Source organism: Falsirhodobacter sp. alg1, assembly GCF_000739715.2.
In the GTDB taxonomy this organism is placed as follows: Bacteria; Pseudomonadota; Alphaproteobacteria; order Rhodobacterales; family Rhodobacteraceae; genus Falsirhodobacter.
The window spans coordinates 415,380-432,015 of record NZ_BBJC02000002.1 but is presented as its reverse complement, the minus strand read 5'-3'; the positions used below and the strand labels follow the sequence as shown (position 1 = coordinate 432,015).

Annotated in this window: 14 protein-coding genes and 1 tRNA gene; 6 read left to right on the top strand and 9 right to left on the bottom strand. The window is 56.9% G+C overall.

Going from position 1 to position 16,636, the window contains the following annotated elements; genetic code table 11:
• Window positions 1-3: 3 nt before the first annotated feature.
• Genes TR36_RS06245 through TR36_RS06235 form a run of 3 tightly spaced genes read right to left on the bottom strand, consistent with a single transcriptional unit; the run spans window position 4 to window position 3,670 of the window.
• Window positions 4-912: an ABC transporter permease gene (locus TR36_RS06245; protein ID WP_082714869.1), complete on the bottom strand. Its 909-nt coding sequence runs from the start codon at window positions 910-912 to the stop codon at window positions 4-6.
• Entirely contained in the window at window positions 905-1,912 is a 1,008-nt protein-coding gene (locus tag TR36_RS06240; protein WP_045389066.1) for an ABC transporter permease, read from the bottom strand. Before TR36_RS06240 ends, TR36_RS06245 begins: the two co-directional genes overlap by 8 nt.
• Before the next feature lie 57 nt (window positions 1,913-1,969).
• Window positions 1,970-3,670, bottom strand: coding sequence for a peptide ABC transporter substrate-binding protein (locus TR36_RS06235; protein WP_045389069.1), 1,701 nt, complete (start codon window positions 3,668-3,670; stop codon window positions 1,970-1,972).
• A 270-nt stretch (window positions 3,671-3,940) separates the two neighbouring features.
• On the opposite strand from TR36_RS06235, the gene TR36_RS06230 reads away from it, so the two are divergent.
• Genes TR36_RS06230 through TR36_RS06220 form a run of 3 tightly spaced genes read left to right on the top strand, consistent with a single transcriptional unit; the run spans window position 3,941 to window position 8,119 of the window.
• The gene (locus TR36_RS06230; RefSeq protein WP_045389071.1) at window positions 3,941-5,776 is read left to right on the top strand and encodes an ABC transporter ATP-binding protein; all 1,836 of its coding nucleotides are present in this window, start codon (window positions 3,941-3,943) and stop codon (window positions 5,774-5,776) included.
• Between the two features lie 3 nt (window positions 5,777-5,779).
• On the top strand, window positions 5,780-6,943 hold the full coding sequence (gene argE, locus TR36_RS06225; protein WP_045389074.1) for an acetylornithine deacetylase: 1,164 nt from the start codon (window positions 5,780-5,782) through the stop codon (window positions 6,941-6,943).
• Window positions 6,944-6,952: 9 nt separating this feature from the next.
• Window positions 6,953-8,119: a M20 aminoacylase family protein gene (locus TR36_RS06220; RefSeq protein WP_045389076.1), complete on the top strand. Its 1,167-nt coding sequence runs from the start codon at window positions 6,953-6,955 to the stop codon at window positions 8,117-8,119.
• Window positions 8,120-8,168: 49 nt separating this feature from the next.
• Here the strand turns inward: TR36_RS06220 and rsgA are convergent, their stop codons facing one another.
• Window positions 8,169-9,200 carry a ribosome small subunit-dependent GTPase A gene (gene rsgA, locus TR36_RS06215; protein WP_062762709.1) on the bottom strand — a complete coding sequence of 344 codons (1,032 nt, stop codon included), beginning with the start codon at window positions 9,198-9,200 and terminating at the stop codon, window positions 8,169-8,171.
• Between the two features lie 124 nt (window positions 9,201-9,324).
• On the opposite strand from rsgA, the gene TR36_RS06210 reads away from it, so the two are divergent.
• The gene (locus TR36_RS06210; RefSeq protein WP_062762706.1) at window positions 9,325-9,924 is read left to right on the top strand and encodes a hypothetical protein; all 600 of its coding nucleotides are present in this window, start codon (window positions 9,325-9,327) and stop codon (window positions 9,922-9,924) included.
• Window positions 9,925-9,974: 50 nt separating this feature from the next.
• Here the strand turns inward: TR36_RS06210 and TR36_RS06205 are convergent, their stop codons facing one another.
• On the bottom strand, window positions 9,975-11,024 hold the full coding sequence (locus TR36_RS06205) for a Hint domain-containing protein (RefSeq protein WP_237763524.1): 1,050 nt from the start codon (window positions 11,022-11,024) through the stop codon (window positions 9,975-9,977).
• An 840-nt stretch (window positions 11,025-11,864) separates the two neighbouring features.
• Between TR36_RS06205 and TR36_RS06200 the strand changes: the two genes are divergently transcribed.
• Complete coding sequence (locus TR36_RS06200) at window positions 11,865-12,278, top strand: DoxX family protein (RefSeq protein ID WP_192841324.1); 414 nt, start codon at window positions 11,865-11,867, stop codon at window positions 12,276-12,278.
• 256 nt (window positions 12,279-12,534) lie between these two features.
• Here the strand turns inward: TR36_RS06200 and TR36_RS06195 are convergent, their stop codons facing one another.
• Window positions 12,535-13,674 (bottom strand): hypothetical protein, encoded by a 1,140-nt coding sequence (locus tag TR36_RS06195; protein WP_153010507.1) that lies wholly within the window; start codon window positions 13,672-13,674, stop codon window positions 12,535-12,537.
• 842 nt (window positions 13,675-14,516) lie between these two features.
• Here TR36_RS06195 and TR36_RS06190 point away from each other — a divergent pair.
• Window positions 14,517-15,584, top strand: coding sequence for a CatB-related O-acetyltransferase (locus TR36_RS06190; RefSeq protein ID WP_062762699.1), 1,068 nt, complete (start codon window positions 14,517-14,519; stop codon window positions 15,582-15,584).
• A 246-nt stretch (window positions 15,585-15,830) separates the two neighbouring features.
• Here TR36_RS06190 and TR36_RS06185 read toward each other — a convergent pair.
• The 3 genes from TR36_RS06185 to TR36_RS14745 form a co-directional block, all read right to left on the bottom strand.
• A tRNA-Arg gene (locus tag TR36_RS06185) sits at window positions 15,831-15,907 on the bottom strand.
• A gap of 43 nt (window positions 15,908-15,950) precedes the next feature.
• Entirely contained in the window at window positions 15,951-16,412 is a 462-nt protein-coding gene (locus TR36_RS06180; protein WP_052362536.1) for a GNAT family N-acetyltransferase, read from the bottom strand.
• Between the two features lie 38 nt (window positions 16,413-16,450).
• Window positions 16,451-16,612 (bottom strand): YqaE/Pmp3 family membrane protein, encoded by a 162-nt coding sequence (locus TR36_RS14745; protein ID WP_045389093.1) that lies wholly within the window; start codon window positions 16,610-16,612, stop codon window positions 16,451-16,453.
• Window positions 16,613-16,636 lie beyond the last annotated feature (24 nt).

Below are 16,636 nucleotides of genomic sequence, written 5' to 3'. Positions count from 1 at the left end.
TGCCTAGCGCTTGCGCGCCCGCAGATCCATTGCGTCGCGCAGGCCATCACCGATGTAGTTGACCGACAGCACCGTCAGGGCAATGGCAACACCGGGCAGGATGACGCGGATCGGGAACAGCTGGATCTGGTCCACGGCATCATAGAGCAGGCGCCCCCAGGTCGGGAAATCGGGCGGAAAGCCCAGCCCGAGAAAGGACAGCGAGGATTCGGTGATGATGGCCGTGGCAATACCCAGTGTTGCCGATACGAGGATCGGGCTGAGGACGTTGGGCAGGATATGGCGCCGGATCATGGCCGAGGGTTCGGTCCCGATCGATTTTGCCGCCATGATGAATTCCCGGTTCTTGATCGCCAGAACATCGCCGCGCACGATACGCGCGGTGTTCATCCAGCTTGTCAGCCCGATGGCCGTCACCATCAGCAGGAAAATGCCGTTTTCCGGCCCGAAGCTGCGCGAGAGCGGTTCGCGGAACAGCATGACCATCACCAGCAGCAGGGGCAGCAGGGGCAGGGCAAGAAACAGATCGGTGAGCCGCATCAGCGCCCCATCCAGACGCTCGAAGAACCCGGCGACCACGCCCACGAATGTGCCCAGAGCCAGCGACAGCAACATGGCCGTCAGCCCGACGGCCAATGACACGCGCCCGCCCGACAGGATCCGGGCCAGCAGATCGCGCCCGAGCTGGTCCGTTCCGAAGGGATGTGCCAGCGACGGCCCCAGATTGCGCGAACGGATGTCGACCAGGGTGGCATCCAGCCCCCATAGCCACGGACCGATCGTGACGCCCAGCAGGATGACGACGAAGATCACCAGCCCCGCCATGGCCCCCTTGTGGCTGCGGAACTGGCGCCAGACCTCTTGTCGTTGCGATCTGTGGCGCGGCGGGGCGGAGGCTGTTGCATCAGTCATAGCGGATCCTCGGGTCAAGCAGTCCATAAAGGATGTCGGCGATCAGGTTCGCCAGCACGATCAGCACGGCGAAAATGAAGGTCAGGGTTTGTACCATCGGAATGTCGTTTGACTGGATGGAGGTGATCATCAGCTGGCCGATGCCGTTTACCTTGAAGACCTGTTCGGTGATGATCGCACCGCCGAAGATCGACGGGACACCAAGGGCGATGACGGTTACGACCGGGATCATGGAGTTGCGTGCGACATGGGCCATCAGCACCGTGCGTTCCCGCAGGCCCTTTGCCCGCGCCGTGCGCACGTAATCCTGCCGGAGGTTGTCCAGCATGGAGGCGCGCATGAAACGGCTGATCTGTGCCGTGGTCTGCAATGCCAGCACCATGACGGGCATCACCATCTGGATCAGCTGCTGTTTGAACGTTGCCCAGCTGTTCACCTGCAGGGTGGTGTCATAGATCGAGGGAAACCAGCCCAGATTGACCGAAAAGATGATGATGACCAGCACGCCGGTAAAGAAGGGCGGAACGGAATAGCCGATCATCGATACGAAGGTTCCGGCCTGATCGAACACGGAATACTGTTTGTAGGCCGAGATGATGCCGATCGGGATGGCGATCAGAACACCCACAACATAGGCAAGGCCCACAACCCAAAGCGTCTGGGGCATCCGTTGTGCGATGATGTCGGCCACGGGGGAACGTGTCTGCCATGACAGAACGCGCTGTCCGTCACCGGCAAGGCTGGTTCCCAGAATGGAATCGAGGATGTTGAGTGGCTCTACCCAGAAGAACTGCTTCAACCACAGGGCGTAGCGGATCCAGACAGGCTGGTCGAGGCCAAGCGCCGCGCGCATGTTTTCACGGACATCAGGCGGAATCGTCAGTGGCATGTTTGCCAATGGATCCCCCGGAGCCAGGTCCAGCAGCAAGAAGATGATAAGGCTGATGAAGAGGAGTGTCGGGATCGCGACCAGTAGTCGGCGTATAGTAAAGGTGAGCATCGGCACCTTCCGTCAGGAAGAGAAAAGGAAAGGCGCGCCCGAAGGCGCGCCGGGGCATTATTTTACGCGGTACCAGTCAGCGACATTCCAGAGGCCGCTGTCCCACGCGTTGATGTTGACCCCGCCCAACGTGTTGGACCGGGCAGAGGATGTGCCGCGATAGACCAGCGGCAGTACTGTCATCGAATCCTTGGTCAGCATGTCGTTCAGGGCGATGCTCAGGCGGCCACGTTCTTCCAGATCCGCAGTGGCCCCCAGTTCGGCCAGCATTTCATCATAGGCGGGATCGCAATACCGGTTGGTGTTCGAACCCTGCCATGCGTTGCCCGGATCGGGGGCTTTTTCACAGGTGTACTGGGCCAGATACTGCTCGGGGTCCGTACCGGGGAAGGTGTTGGCGTACATTTCCACGTCGGCATAGAATTTGTGCATCGTATCGGGCGACCCCGGATCCGAACCGAAGAAGACCGAGCCGTCCACATTCTTCAGTTCGGTTTCCACGCCGATTTCCTGCCACCACTGCTTGATGATCGACTGGAAATCCTGCCGTACGGCATTGGTGGAGGTCTGGAACAGTAGGCTCAGCCGCATGCCATCCTTTTCACGCACACCATCTGATCCCGGAACCCAGCCTGCTTCGTCCAGCAGGGCCTTTGCCCCTTCGATATCCTGTGTCAGGCATTCCGTATTGGGCGAGGCATAGGCAGCCGGTGCCGGCACCAGGTTGCAGGTGGGTTTGCCCGCTTCGCCGTAACCGATATCGGACAGCAACTGGCGGTCGATCGCCATCGACAAGGCCCGGCGCACACGCACATCGCTCAGGAACGGATGGGGGTGCGCGTCGGTGGAGCGTTCGCCCTCGGGCAGCGAGGAGGACGGATCGGTCAGGTTCACTTCGATCCGTTCGACCTGAGTGCCAAAGGTTTTTATCGCCTCACCCTTGCCGGCGGAAATCATCTGCGCCAGCACTTCGGGTGCCAGCTGAATGTTCCAGGCGTAATCGTATTCGCCGGTTTCCAGCACCGAACGTGCTGCGGCCGCCGCATCGCCGCCGCCCTTCAGCGTCATGGTGGCGAAATGGGGCAGGGCCGGGTCACGGTAGTTTTCGTTGGCCGACAGCGAGATCACGTCATTCGGGCGGAATTCGTCCACCTTGAATGCGCCTGTGCCGATGGGGTTGAAGTTTTCCTCGCTGCAGCTTGGGCCGGCGGTGCCGGTGCAATTCTGGAATTGCGCCTTTTGCAGGATCGGCGATTCGTAGGTGACGAACGGCATGTAGGGATAGGGTTTCGGTCCGGTAAACGTGATCTTGACCGTTTGCGGATCAAGCGCCTCGATCTCCTTCACACCCTCAAATCGTGCCAGCTGGGCGCAGGCCCCTTCGGGATGCATGCAGTATTGCCCGGTAAAGACCACGTCATCTGCTGTGAAATCGGTGCCGTCGGACCATTTCAGGCCGGGTTTCAGCTTGTAGGTGATCGAGGTCATATCCTCGGCCACGCCGCCGTTTTCGATCGTGGGAATCTCTTCGACCAGCCAGGGAACCATCTCTCCTGTGGGGTTGAAACGCACAAGCGGCTCGATCACGAGGCTGGAGGCCTCAAGGTCTTTCGTGCCGCCGGAAAGATAGGGGTTCATGATCGATGGAGCCTGATAATAGATCAGGTTCACATGTCCGTCCGCGCCACGTTCGGCAAAGGCTGCGGGTGCCAGAAGGGCAGAAAGACCAGCCCCGAGCAGCAGATGTCTTAGGGTCATTCGGTTCTCCATGTTGGGTCGGTTCAATAACCACGCCGGGGCATTTCGGGAGGGTAAATGCCCCGGCGTGGTGGCGGGGTCTTTTGCCCCTTGTTCGGGCAGTGTTCATCAGAAACCACTAATCTTGCAAGGTTTTTTAATAATCACACATGCATAAAATTTAATCGGAAAAAGATTTTTTGGCGGTTTGACTTTTGGTATCCCATCTGACTTCGTTAGGGCAGTGAGGCCGTATTTCGTGGCCCGTACCCTTCGACAAGGCTCATCACCATGCTCGATCACCTGCCTGATCCCGCGCCATTGGTGCGCATCCGGAATTTGCGCGTTGCATTCCAGACGAACGACGGTCCCGTACTGGGGGTGGAGGATCTGAGCTTTGACATAAACGCAGGGGAATGCGTTTGCGTCGTGGGTGAATCCGGTTCGGGAAAGTCGGTATCCTCCCTGTCGCTGATGCGGCTGGTGGAATTCGGCGGTGGCGAGATTGCGGGCGGCCAGCTTGAGTTTCAGCGCAAGGACGGCATGATCGATCTGGCACAGGCCGACAGCCCCACGATGCGTACGATCCGCGGCAACGAAATCGGCATGATCTTTCAGGAGCCGATGACCAGCCTGAACCCGGTGTTCACCATCGAACGCCAGTTGACCGAGGGCATCCGCATCCACCGCGCCATGTCCGCCGCCGACGCGCGGCAGCGTGCGCTGGAACTGTTGAAGATGGTTCGGATCAACGAACCGGAGCGTCGGCTGACACAGTACCCGCACGAGCTTTCAGGCGGAATGCGCCAGCGTGTCGTCATCGCGATGGCCATGGCCTGCGAGCCGAAGCTGCTGATCTGCGACGAGCCGACAACTGCGCTGGATGTGACCATCCAGGCCGAGATCCTGACCCTGATCGACCGGCTGAAGCGCGAGCAGGGCATGGCCGTGATGTTCATCACTCACGATATGTCGGTGGTGGCGCAACTTGCCGATCGTGTCGTCGTCATGTTCCGGGGCAACAAGGTCGAGGAGGGGCCTGTCGGGCAGATATTCGAGGCCCCGAAACATCCCTATACCCGTGCCTTGCTGGCTGCCGTTCCCCGTCTGGGAGAGATGGAGGGAAAAGCCGCCCCCGAGCCGATGCAGCTATATACCCGCGATGGTCAGGTCATTCCCGCCCCCGTCTATCCGCCGCGTCCGCAAGGAGAGGTGCTGCTTGATGTGCGCCATCTGACCACGCGGTTCCCGGTAAAGGGCGGGCTGCTGCGCCGGACGATTGCGAATGTGCATGCGGTGGAAGATGTCTCGTTGCAGATCCGCACGGGCGAAACGCTGTCCCTTGTCGGGGAATCCGGCTGCGGCAAATCCACATGCGGTCGATCCATCCTGCGGCTGATCGAACCGACCAGCGGGCAGGTGTGGCTGGGTGGCAAAAACCTGATCCAGCCCCAGTCCACGATGGAACGGCGCCAGATGCGCCGCGATATCCAGATGATCTTTCAGGATCCCTATGCCAGCCTGAACCCCACGATGCGCCTGTTCGACCAGGTGGCCGAGCCGATGCGGAACTACAACATCGCCACCGGGGCGGAGCTGGAGGATCGGGTCGCCACCCTGTTCGATCGTGTGCAGCTGCCCCGCGCCTTCATGCGCCGCTATCCGCACGAATTGTCGGGCGGGCAGCGCCAGCGTGTGGCGATTGCCCGCGCGTTGGCACTTGGCCCGAAGCTGGTCATCGCCGATGAGGCCGTTTCCGCGCTGGATGTGTCGGTGCAGGCGCAGGTGTTGAACCTGATGATGGAACTTCAGGCCGATCTGGATCTGTCGTTCCTGTTCATCAGCCACGATATGGCCGTGGTGGAACGTGTAAGCCACCATGTCGGTGTCATGTACATGGGGCGGATCGTCGAGATAGGCCCGCGCGCGGCCGTATTCTCCAACCCGCGTCACGCCTATACCCGTGCGCTGCTGTCCGCCGTGCCGCAGGCGGATCCCAATTCACGCGGTCTGCAGCGTGAGGTGCGATACAACCCCATCCCGTCGCCCATCTTTCCGGTGGGCCATGACAGCAAGGCCTCCGATTACGAAATCGTGGGACCGGATCACCGCGTTCTCAAGGACTGACATATGCCGACCGAACTGAGCCCCCGCGAGATACTAGCCAAACTGGTCTCGTTCCCTTCCGTCAGCAGTACGACCAATCTGCCATTGATCGATTGGGTGCAGGAGTATCTGGAGGGCTGGGGGGCCGAATGTGTCCGCATCCTGTCACCCGATGGGACGAAGGCCAATCTCTATGTCCATTGCGGGCCGAAGGTCGAAGGGGGTGTCGTGCTGTCCGGTCATACGGATGTCGTTCCGGTTGATGGGCAGCCGTGGACCGATGATCCATGGGAGCTGACGGAACGGGATGGCCGGTTCTATGGCCGCGGGACTGCCGACATGAAAGGGTTCGACGCGCTGGCGATCGCCGCTGTGCCGCTGGCAATCAAGGCCGGGGTCAAGCGTCCGTTGCAGCTTGCCCTGAGCTATGATGAGGAGGTGGGCTGCACGGGCTGCGTATCGATGGTCGAGGCGATGGCCCGCGATCTGCCCCGCGCCGCCGCCGTCATCGTGGGAGAGCCGAGCAGTATGCGGGTGGTCACGGGACACAAGGGCAGCCGTTCGATCGATACAAAGATCATCGGCGTGCCCGTGCATTCGTCACGTCAGCATCTGGGGGTTTCGGCGGTGCATGAGGCTGGCCGCATCCTGAACTGGCTGAACGAAACCAATGATGCGCTGATGTCGGCCAAGCCGACGGAAACCGCTGCCTTGTTCGATCCGCCGTTCACCACCGTCAGCGTGGGTGTCATCCACGGGGGGGAGGCGAATAATATCACCGCGGGTGAATGCACCTTCAAGCTGGGGTACCGGGTTGTTCCAGACGAGAATGTGGATGATTGGGGGGCCCGCTACCGCGAGGTCGTCGATCAGGTGGAACGTCGGATGAAGGCAGTCGGTCCTGCGGCCCGCATCGAGTTGTCGCACAGCTTTACCGTGCCGCCCCTTGTGCCGGAAGCCGACGGGGCTGCCGAAGAGCTGGCCCGTGGCTTGACGGGAGATAATTCGGTGAATGTCGTGAGCTATGGCACCGAGGCGGGGCATTTTCAGGCCAACGGATATTCCACGGTGGTTTGTGGGCCGGGGGATATCGCCCAGGCACATACACCCGATGAATTCATTGAAATCAGCCAGTTCGAGGCGGGCTGGGACTTCATGCAGCGCCTTGTGACCCGCCTAAGCCAATAAGGACCCGATATGCCGTTTCCCAACCGTTTTGCCGAGCTTCTGCCAGAAATTACCGCATGGCGCCGTGATTTCCATGAGCACCCCGAACTGATGTACCAGGAGCATCGGACTGCCGCGCGCGTGGCAGAACTGTTGCGCAGCTTTGGCGTGGATGAGGTGCAGGAGGGAATTGGCAGAACCGGGGTTGTCGGGGTGATCCGTGGCAAGGGGCCGGGCACCAAGGTAATCGGGCTGCGTGCAGATATGGATGCGCTGCCGATTACCGAACTGACGGGGCATCCGCATGCCTCCAAGAACCCGGGCGTCATGCACGCCTGCGGCCATGACGGGCATACCGCCATGCTGCTTGGGGCTGCGAAATATCTGGCGGAAACGCGCAACTTCAGCGGGACGGCGGTATTGGTCTTCCAGCCTGCAGAAGAAGGGGGCGCCGGAGCCAAGGCAATGATCGATGACGGCCTGATTTCCAGGTGGGGGGTGCAGGAGATGTATGGTCTGCACACCAATCCGGGCACCCCGATCGGCAAGTACAAGACGCGCAGCGGCCCCATGATGGCATCGGCGGATACGTTCCAGATCACGGTCACGGGGCGCGGGGGGCATGCGGCCCGGCCGCATGAATGTATCGATACCATGCTGACTGCGGCGCAGATCGTTGTCGGCTTGCAGGGTATCGTGGCCCGTAACGTGAACCCGCTGCAATCGGCGGTTCTGTCGGTCTGCGCCTGCAAGACCGACAGCCCTGCGACCAATGTGATTCCGCAGGTCGTAACCCTTGGCGGTACCGTTCGCACGATGGACCCCGGTGTGCGCGACCTGATCGAGGCACGGCTGATCAAGACTGCCACCGCCATTGCCGAGGCACAGGGCGCAACCGCCGAGGTTCTTTATGAACGCGGCTATCCTGTCACCATCAACGATGCGGATGCGACAAGCCATGCGATCGCGGTGGCTGAGGCCATCGGCGGCGACAATGCCGTTGATTCCACGATCGACCCGGTGATGGGGGCAGAGGATTTTGCGTATTACGCGGAAAAGATCCCGTCGGCCTTCGTGTTTCTGGGCAATGGCGATACCGCCGGTGTCCATACGCCGGATTTCGACTTTGATGATGAATCCATTCCCTTCGGATCAAGCTGGCTGGCAGGTATGGTGGAGGCCCGCGCCGTCGCCTGACCCCTTGCACCCATAGGCCCGCCCCGGGGTGGGGCGGGCTGCTGCCGGATCAGCGCCTGTTGGTGTTCTTGATCCGCTTGTTCCCGCGCGCGCCGGTGATGACCGGCGTGTTGCTGGCGTTTTCCTCGTGCAGTTTGCGCCAGCGATCCAGGCGTGCCGGATCCAGGGTTCCGGCGTCCACTGCAGCCCGGACGGCACAGCCCGGTTCATGGGCATGGGTGCAATCCCGAAACCGGCAGGAAGGCGCAAGTTCGGAGATTTCGGCAAACAGCACATCCAGCCCAACCGACAGATCACTGACATGCAGGGTACGGATACCCGGCGTATCGATGACCCAGCCGCCACCCGAAATGGCATGCAGGGACCGGGATGTGGTGGTGTGGCGCCCCTTTGCGTCATCCTCACGGATGCTGCCCGTAAGCTGGGCGTCATCACCCGTTTTCTGCGCCAATGTGTTCAGCAGCGATGATTTTCCCACGCCGGAAGATCCGACAAGTGCCACCGTCTGACCCGGCCCGCACCAGGGGGCCAGTACATCGGCGGCCTCGGGCACCTGACCGTTCAGGGCAACCACGGCCAGCCCGCGCTGAAGGCCGACCACCTGATCGCGGTAGGGGGCGGTATCCGCGACCTGATCGGCCTTGGTCAGGACGATCACGGGTGTGGTGCCCGCCTCGTTCGCAAGGGCGATATAGCGTTCGAGCCGCGCGGGATTCAGGTCGTCATTGCAGGAGGTGACGATGAACAGCGTATCCACGTTTGCAGCGATCAGCTGGGGCAGGCGCCCCCCTTCGGTGCGGCGTTGCAGCAGGGTCCTGCGCTCCAGCCTGCGGACAAGCAGATTGTCCTCGGGGGTGGCCAGTACCCAGTCCCCGACCGCATAATGGGCGGTATTCGTCAGCGGCGGAATTTGCAGCCGTGCCGGACCTGCCGCGGATTCCGCACCCATACGGGAGCGGTGTACGGTTGCGATGCGCATGGGCACGAGATGCGTTTCATCGGGCGCAAGCTGCACCTCGAAGAATTCCGACCAGCCAAGGGTCCTGTCGGCATCGCGGGTATGGTCTGGGGGTATAATCATATTCACCTGAATGCGCGGAACAGGCCCCTGACGCAAGTCCCGCGATGGGGGGAGCCAGCCTCAGGTGGACGGGCGGACGATGACGGGGTACATAGCGCCAACCTCCATGAAAAGGAATTGCCGAATGCTCTGGGAAATTCAGGCACGCATGAAGCCTGCTTTGGCAATCATCGATCTTATTCCGAATGTTCACCGCACGGCAGCCCTGGCCGCGTTGCGGCGCGCCGTGCTGGAGGGGCGACCGTCAACCATGCGCCTGTCAGCCGAGGACCGTGAAATGGCGTTTCATGATGCGGCGGTGCAGCTGACCTCTCCCATCGGGGCGCGCGTTCTGAAGGCGCTGTATTTTGACGGTTATATCAAGCTGAAAAAACCGGCCATGCGCAAACTGCCTGCGCTGGATGATTATATCGCGACCGAGATGGAGTTTCGTGCGGATGTGGCCCGCATTCTGGAGGCAGAGGATGCCAAGCGTCTGCGGATTGCCGAGATCATTGCCGACCCGGATTGTGCAAGGCCGGATGAACTCAGCCCGTTTCTGATAGACAAGGTCATGTCGGCCCGTTTGGGGCATAACACTTACGGTGAAATCCGGATTGGCGGGGTGACCTGCCACAAGGACTTCATCCAGCCCGAACCGTCGGAAGATGACAAGCTGCGCCCGGAGGGCAAGGTGCTGTGCTGGTGGCTGGATGCTGACGGCAACCGGATGGGCGATGCCTGATAATCCGGGGTGAATGCCGCACCGCGTTGATGCGGCATTCAAGGTTCCATTCAGGCGTCGCACAAGGGGCGGGCGTTCTGCTGATGGCGCTGCGCCAGCTTTTTCATCAGCTTGCCCTTTTCCGGAATGTAGCGAGCGGCCTTGCCGATAAAGTCGGGCGCCATGATTCCCGGGAAAAGATGCAGGATTTCGGCACGCGCCTCTGGCGAGACCGCGCGCATTGCTTCAGGGCCCGTGAACAGGCTTTCGGCGGCGGCGCCATTCGCAAAGACCACCTGATGCTTATCAAACAGGATATGGAAATATTCGACGGGGGAGGTATCATTGACAATATCGATCCCGTCGATCGCCAGCAGTTTATTGGCCGCGATCAACACTTCCGAAGTGCCGAACATTCTTTCCGCGATTGCCGAACGGACCAGAATTCTGTGCTGGGGTGAAACAACCAGATCGGTAGCGGGGGTGTTGAGCCCCAATGCGCCGGCACGAATACGGATCGGCTGCAAATTGGGGAATGCGAGCAATTCTGTGGTGTTGACCTTGCGGGAGCCGATCCACCGGATGGGTTGCGGACCATGATCCGCCGTATTGACCATATCGCCGATCTTCAGATCCTGGACCGGACGAAGGCCGTCGCTGGTCAGAATTTGTGTACCACCTGCAAAGCAGTAGGTGCTGATGTTGTACGCAATTGCCGTGCTTGTGAAATCAAGCTGGCTATCATTGTCGCCAACAGCAAGTTCACCGTTCTGATCGATTTCAAGGTAAGTCAGATCCGTTGGCGATTGGCTTAGACCACCGCCAAGATCATAAACGAGCCAGCCACCGGACATGGTATCGAAAACGATATAATCATCGCCCGCACCGACGCCTGATACCAGATCATTTCGGGGGCTCATATTCGCGAAAACCGTTGTCCAGCCTTCGTCGCCGGTTATGGGCCTGCCGTCGGAATCAAGGGATTGGGTATAGACATCCAGCGTCCATCCCTGACCGTTGGAAAACTCATCCGTTGTTGCTTCGTTACTGACATTACCTGTCCAGGTAAGCCGGTAGAGGGAAGTATTGTCGCCAAGAGCAGCAGCAGAACTTATGACCATTCCAAATCCCGGATCGCCGGGGTTTGTACCTATGGGTTGTGTCGGTTGTGTTGGTGAAAGTGCAACCATGTCACCAGAAAGATAAATCGGACCCGTATATGGCATGAACCACTCCTTAAAGATCGATATTATACTGTGTGAGGATATGCTGCCGCTATTTGCGTAGCCGGCTCCTTATTAATAACACATTTTTCTATCTGATAAGGTTGGTTTATTCGGGTTCTGAATTATTCAGGGCGCAGGCTGGATATGTGATGTAATTACAATTTAATTTATATGACGGATTTTATCCGTCCGGCCATGCATGAAATATATGTATATACCTATTAAATGAGACATGTGTGTTTTGGCGTTTTTCGTTTCGTTACGCGGGTAGATTTCGTTAATTATTATATAATTGATACGGCCTGATCTATATGATGGCCGAATCCGCCGGGGATCATTGCGAGATGCCTGTCAAGAATTTTATCGCTGGATGAGCGGTAGTATCGAAGCCGATACCAAGAAATTCTTGCTACATAGACTGCATCGCAAAAATACGATTTTGCACGACTCGGCCCCCCGATGAGCCTGCCCGTCAGGTGTTGGCAATACTGCGAAAGCCCTCGCATGCAGAAAACGATTTCCATACCGACGGAGCGGGCTTTGCGATCTGCAATGAGATGATCATCTACGGTGATCCACCAAGTAAATTTGGAAAAATCCAATTCTTTTAGGTTGTTGAGGGGGCGAACCTGCGACTTGACGTCGCACCTTATTGCGATAGATCGTGCAGCGATGAGGGAACCGCTGCTGCAATTTGACTACATGTGCAGCATGGCGGTCATATTGGAGAATATAATGAAATTTCTGGCTGCTTTTGAAAATGCGGAAGGGTGGACGCCCTACGGCATATTCTTCATGCGCATCGTCCTTGCCGTCTATTGGGGAGTGCATTGGGGGTACAAGGTCCTGCACACCGGCATGCCCGCAACCGAAGAGCTGTTTGTTCGACTTGGCTATCCAACATGGTTCGCCTGGGGGGATGTTACGCTTGAGGTAGTGGCCGTGATCGGGCTGGTTCTGGGGCTGTATGTCCGGACGCTATCGCTGTTGCTGCTGGTAATCCTTATTCCGGCGCTGGAGATCTGGATTCCGAACGGGCTGTGGGCGCTTCATGGCGGATATGAGTTCCCGGTGTTCTGGATTCTGATGCAGATTGTTCTCGTGATCCTGGGTCCCGGTGCCTGGGCGATGCGGACGCTTGGCCGGTAAAGTATTTCCCTCCTGCACCAATGTTCGGTGCAGGAGGGAGGTGTTGCGCCTGATGATGCGGATATGCATCTGATATTGGAGTGGTAAAATAAAACCACTCTCAACAGAATAGCAGACGCTTCCCGGTAAAACGGTTGGCGCGACGTGACCGAAACTAATTCCAACGCGATGTTGGGTAATAATGTTTATCTGCTCCACCAAGATCGCGGTGTAAACGGCGGTTAAAGATCACAATAAAATTGTGATATCCGGCTGGCTATTGTGCGCGGACCGCAATGAAATGGTCATATGCTTTTTTATCTACGACCGAGCCTTTATCGCCACGTTTTTTTACCTCTCTCGCGATAGCCTCTGTTCTTGATCTATAAGATCGAACGTCGAATATTGAAGAGAAGTTATCGAGCAGGTTGAGGGCATCGAGCGTGAGCATGGTGCGAAAACATTTGGTGCAGTTGGAGCAATTCATGCTTTGAGACGCGAATCCGATCTTACGTGCTGCCGGTGCGACACATACATCCAGTAGCTTCATGGCATCGGCATGCGAGGCGATAAGCGCCGTTTTCTCTATTCGGTCCACACCGGGATTTGCGGACATGAGCCGCATGCGCAGCGGAGAAAGAAGCGGGATCAGGATGGGATCAATGTAGGCCATGCTGGGTGCGCCTGTAACCACGACATCGTCGTAGCTGACGCCGGATGCATACAGATAGATATCAATGTCTTTATGGAACAGCGATGCGGCCGAAAAATTCCGCAGCGTATGTGTTTTCAGGAAGGACAGATCGGAGTGGTTGTATAGCTGCTGCATATTGCTATCAATAGCGTAGCCATTTCGGTCCGATCCTTGGGCGTATGTAAACATACGGTCGACACTCTTCTCGAACGCCTTTCTGATACCGTTACCTGAACCGGCCCCGAAAGCCCCTACGTTCATTACGAAAAGATCACTGACCTCCGTGGACATCTCCATTCCGACATTGCTGAAGCTGGCAAGGGCTGCAAAACTATCTACGCCCGCACTGAATCCGGTCGCAATTCTGGGCTGATTTCGAGACGTTTCAGGAAGAGTCCAGACCGGGGTTGCCGAAATTGATATGCGGGAAAGCGATGGATCATATGCAATGAGCAATCGTTGTATGTCTTCCTTGGCAGAAAACAGGAGGGGGCCGCTGACCAATCCCTCGATATGGAGATCCTTCCCCATTTTCATTGCCGGATAGATCAGGGCAATCAGCGCAAAATCCTGCACCTCGGGGGGCTGGAAGCTCCGCCTCAGGCTTCTGATCCTGAACCAGAGTGATCTGATGTTATCGATGCCGCTAATATCGGAAGACAGAAGGTGACCGTCTTCACTCTGCGAATAGCTTATAGAAGTAACCTTGATTGCTTCGTTCATGGACAGCCCAAATTAAAAACTTTATTTCACGAAGGCCTAATTGCTGTTTCTTTATCGATCTATACCGGCGCTGCCTCAAATAATGAATATCTGGATGCTTCGCTGTGAATAATTATTATTATCGTTTTTTTTCAATATATTAATATTTTCATATGTTGAAAAGTTGTTGCGGTTCGGCAACTATCGGCAATATTAATATTTTATTATTCATAGTTAACTTAGAGAATTCAGGACAATTTGTCGCGGTCTATTTTGAGAAAATATCGGGAAATATCATTTTCTATACTAAAGTATAGGTGCGTGATCCTGTTGTGATTCTTGATTTTAATAAAGAAAGCAAGTTTACTAAATATTGTAAAAGTTATGTAAACTTTTATTCGACTTCGTTTATGATGGTTGTTTATCGTTAATTTGGTAGTCGAATAGGAATGCACCGAGTATTTCCATGGAAGGCGACGTGCTGTTGCCTGTTGGCTGTCGTGCCAGTTAAGCGTCGTACATTTTCCTCACTGGACCACATATTCCTGTCCGCGAGCCCGGTGATAAACCTATTAACTATTACAATGCTAACATTCTGGCTTTTTTCAGGGCTGGAGCACCTCACTATCCAGAAGCATAAATGTGGGGATTGTTTCCCATCTGCATCGTCGCATACCGTATTCCATTCGGCCAAGTCTAATACATCGCGCCTTATATCATTGAATTTACATTGATAATAAGGGATGGGCCCATGCCGGCGATTCACCGTCGAGAATGTCAGTCAAATTTAGTAATCACATGTATTTGATGTTTGCGTGATAGCGCGTTAGTTCTTGGGCCAAGTGCACCTGCGGAACCCGAGTATGATCTCTGAATTGCCTAAATTCGACTTTTCAATTGTCTATGATGACACGGTCAAAAATGCCTTTGAGAAATACCGCTTCTTCCAACGTCGTTCCGGCATGCGAAAGTCAGAAGATGCGCAAAGCCGTTTTCGCCATGGCGACACGCTTACTGCCAATAGCGCCGCCGAAATTGAAGAATATTCGACTGTGGCCCAAGGAAATTCTTTGTTCACGATAGGGGCATTCGCATCCGTTGCCAGCGCACTTCCTTCATATGCAAAGGTAGGCAGATATTCGAGTATCGCGCCGGGGCTTTCGTTGATGGGCTACAAGCACCCCATATTCGCGGTGTCGCAAAGTTCGGCGATATTCAATCATCGTCGTGAATTCATGCAGGCTTACATCGCTGATAACATCGACCGTCTTGGCGATGGAGTGGTGCCTCCCCAGATCAGCAATCCGCAGCTGCCCCGGACATTGCAGATCGGCAACGATGTGTGGATAGGGGCGGATTGCCTTATCGCACCCAACGTAAAGATTGGTGACGGGGCGGTAATTGCATCCCGTTCCGTCGTTGTGAAGGATGTACCGCCCTATACGATCGTTGGCGGATCCCCTGCGCGCCCCATTCGCCTGCGTTTCGATGAGAATGTGGTCGCTCGCTTGATTGAAACGGAATGGTGGAAATACGAAATCCGCGATATCTGGGCGGCCGGTATCGATTTCGAATGCCCTGAACGGTTCCTTGCGGCGTTCACGACCGAATACTCACGTTTGAGAAAGGCGTCATTCCGCCGTTTCAGCCCTATCCATCTCGATGAGATAGGAACCAAGCCTTTAAGGCTTTTTACCGTGCATGGTCATGTGCTCCGGTTGAAAGAGAGATCCTTGTCAACCGATAGGGAGTATCTGGTGGATGAAAGCATGGTCCTCGCGTCTCAGGATATCCCGGGTTACGAGAAAATCGTCAACGCAGATGGCACTGTCTCTTTCAGTAAAGAGGGGCGCTTCGTATCCATCACGCGTGGCGGACGTGTGGTCATGGCCGAAAAGAAGGGGGCATGGGAGAAGTTCATTCCGCTCTGATTTCGGACATCCGGCCCTGGCACCCATCCCCGAAGCAGGCGGTTACCGCACACGCCGGCTACTCGGCAAAGGCCAATCTACGTCCTTTACCTGACCGATTGTTTGGGTGCTTCTATAACGGAATGGCCACGACCCGTGGTGCTTGTCCATCAACGACAGCCTACCAACATCGGATTGATCATCAGGTAGCCTGAAGGAGACGCGTCAAAATGGAGGCCCGAGGGTAACCATAAGGTGCCCGCCGAATGGCGACCCCGCCAGGAATCGAACCCGGAACCTAGCGCTTAGAAGGCGCTTGCTCTATCCAGTTGAGCTACGGGGCCACGGGTTTTCTTTAACGGGTGCGCCCCGTCATGTGCAAGCGGTTCAAAGCGCTGATGTCATGAATTGGCTGTAGGGGCTTTCCTGATAGCTGCCAAAGGGCGGGCAATCTGCAAATCCGGCAGCGGCATAAAGGGCGCGTGCGGCAACGAAGCTGTCTTGCGTGCCGGTTTCCAGGCTGACGTTGCTGCAACCGGCTTCACGGGCCTTGTCCATCAGGTGCAGCAGGATCTGGCGGGCATATCCACGGCCGCGCGCCTCTGACAGGACGTGCATCGATTTGATCTCTGCGTGGTCCCCGTCAAATATCCTGATTGCCCCCATGGCGCACGGCACTCCATCCTCACGCAGCACGAAAAACGAAATGTCGGGGGCAGCCAGCGCTTTGGAATCCAGCATGAAATTATATTCGGGTGGGGTATCCGCATTCATCGCAAATGCATGACGCTCCAGCAGAAGCGCGACATCGGGGTTCAACGGGGATTCGGGGTCGATGCTGACTGTCATGCGGAATTAATGCGTCGGCCAAAGGGCCGACGCAAGAGTTATCGCCGCGCGATAATCCAGACTGCATGCACGATACCGGGGATATATCCCAGAAGGGTCAGCAGGATATTCAGCCAGAAGGCCCCACGCAGACCCACCTGCAGAAACACACCGAGCGGCGGAAGCAAGATGGCGATTATGATACGGATGAAATCTGTCATACCCATCAGGTAGTGGCGTTCGGA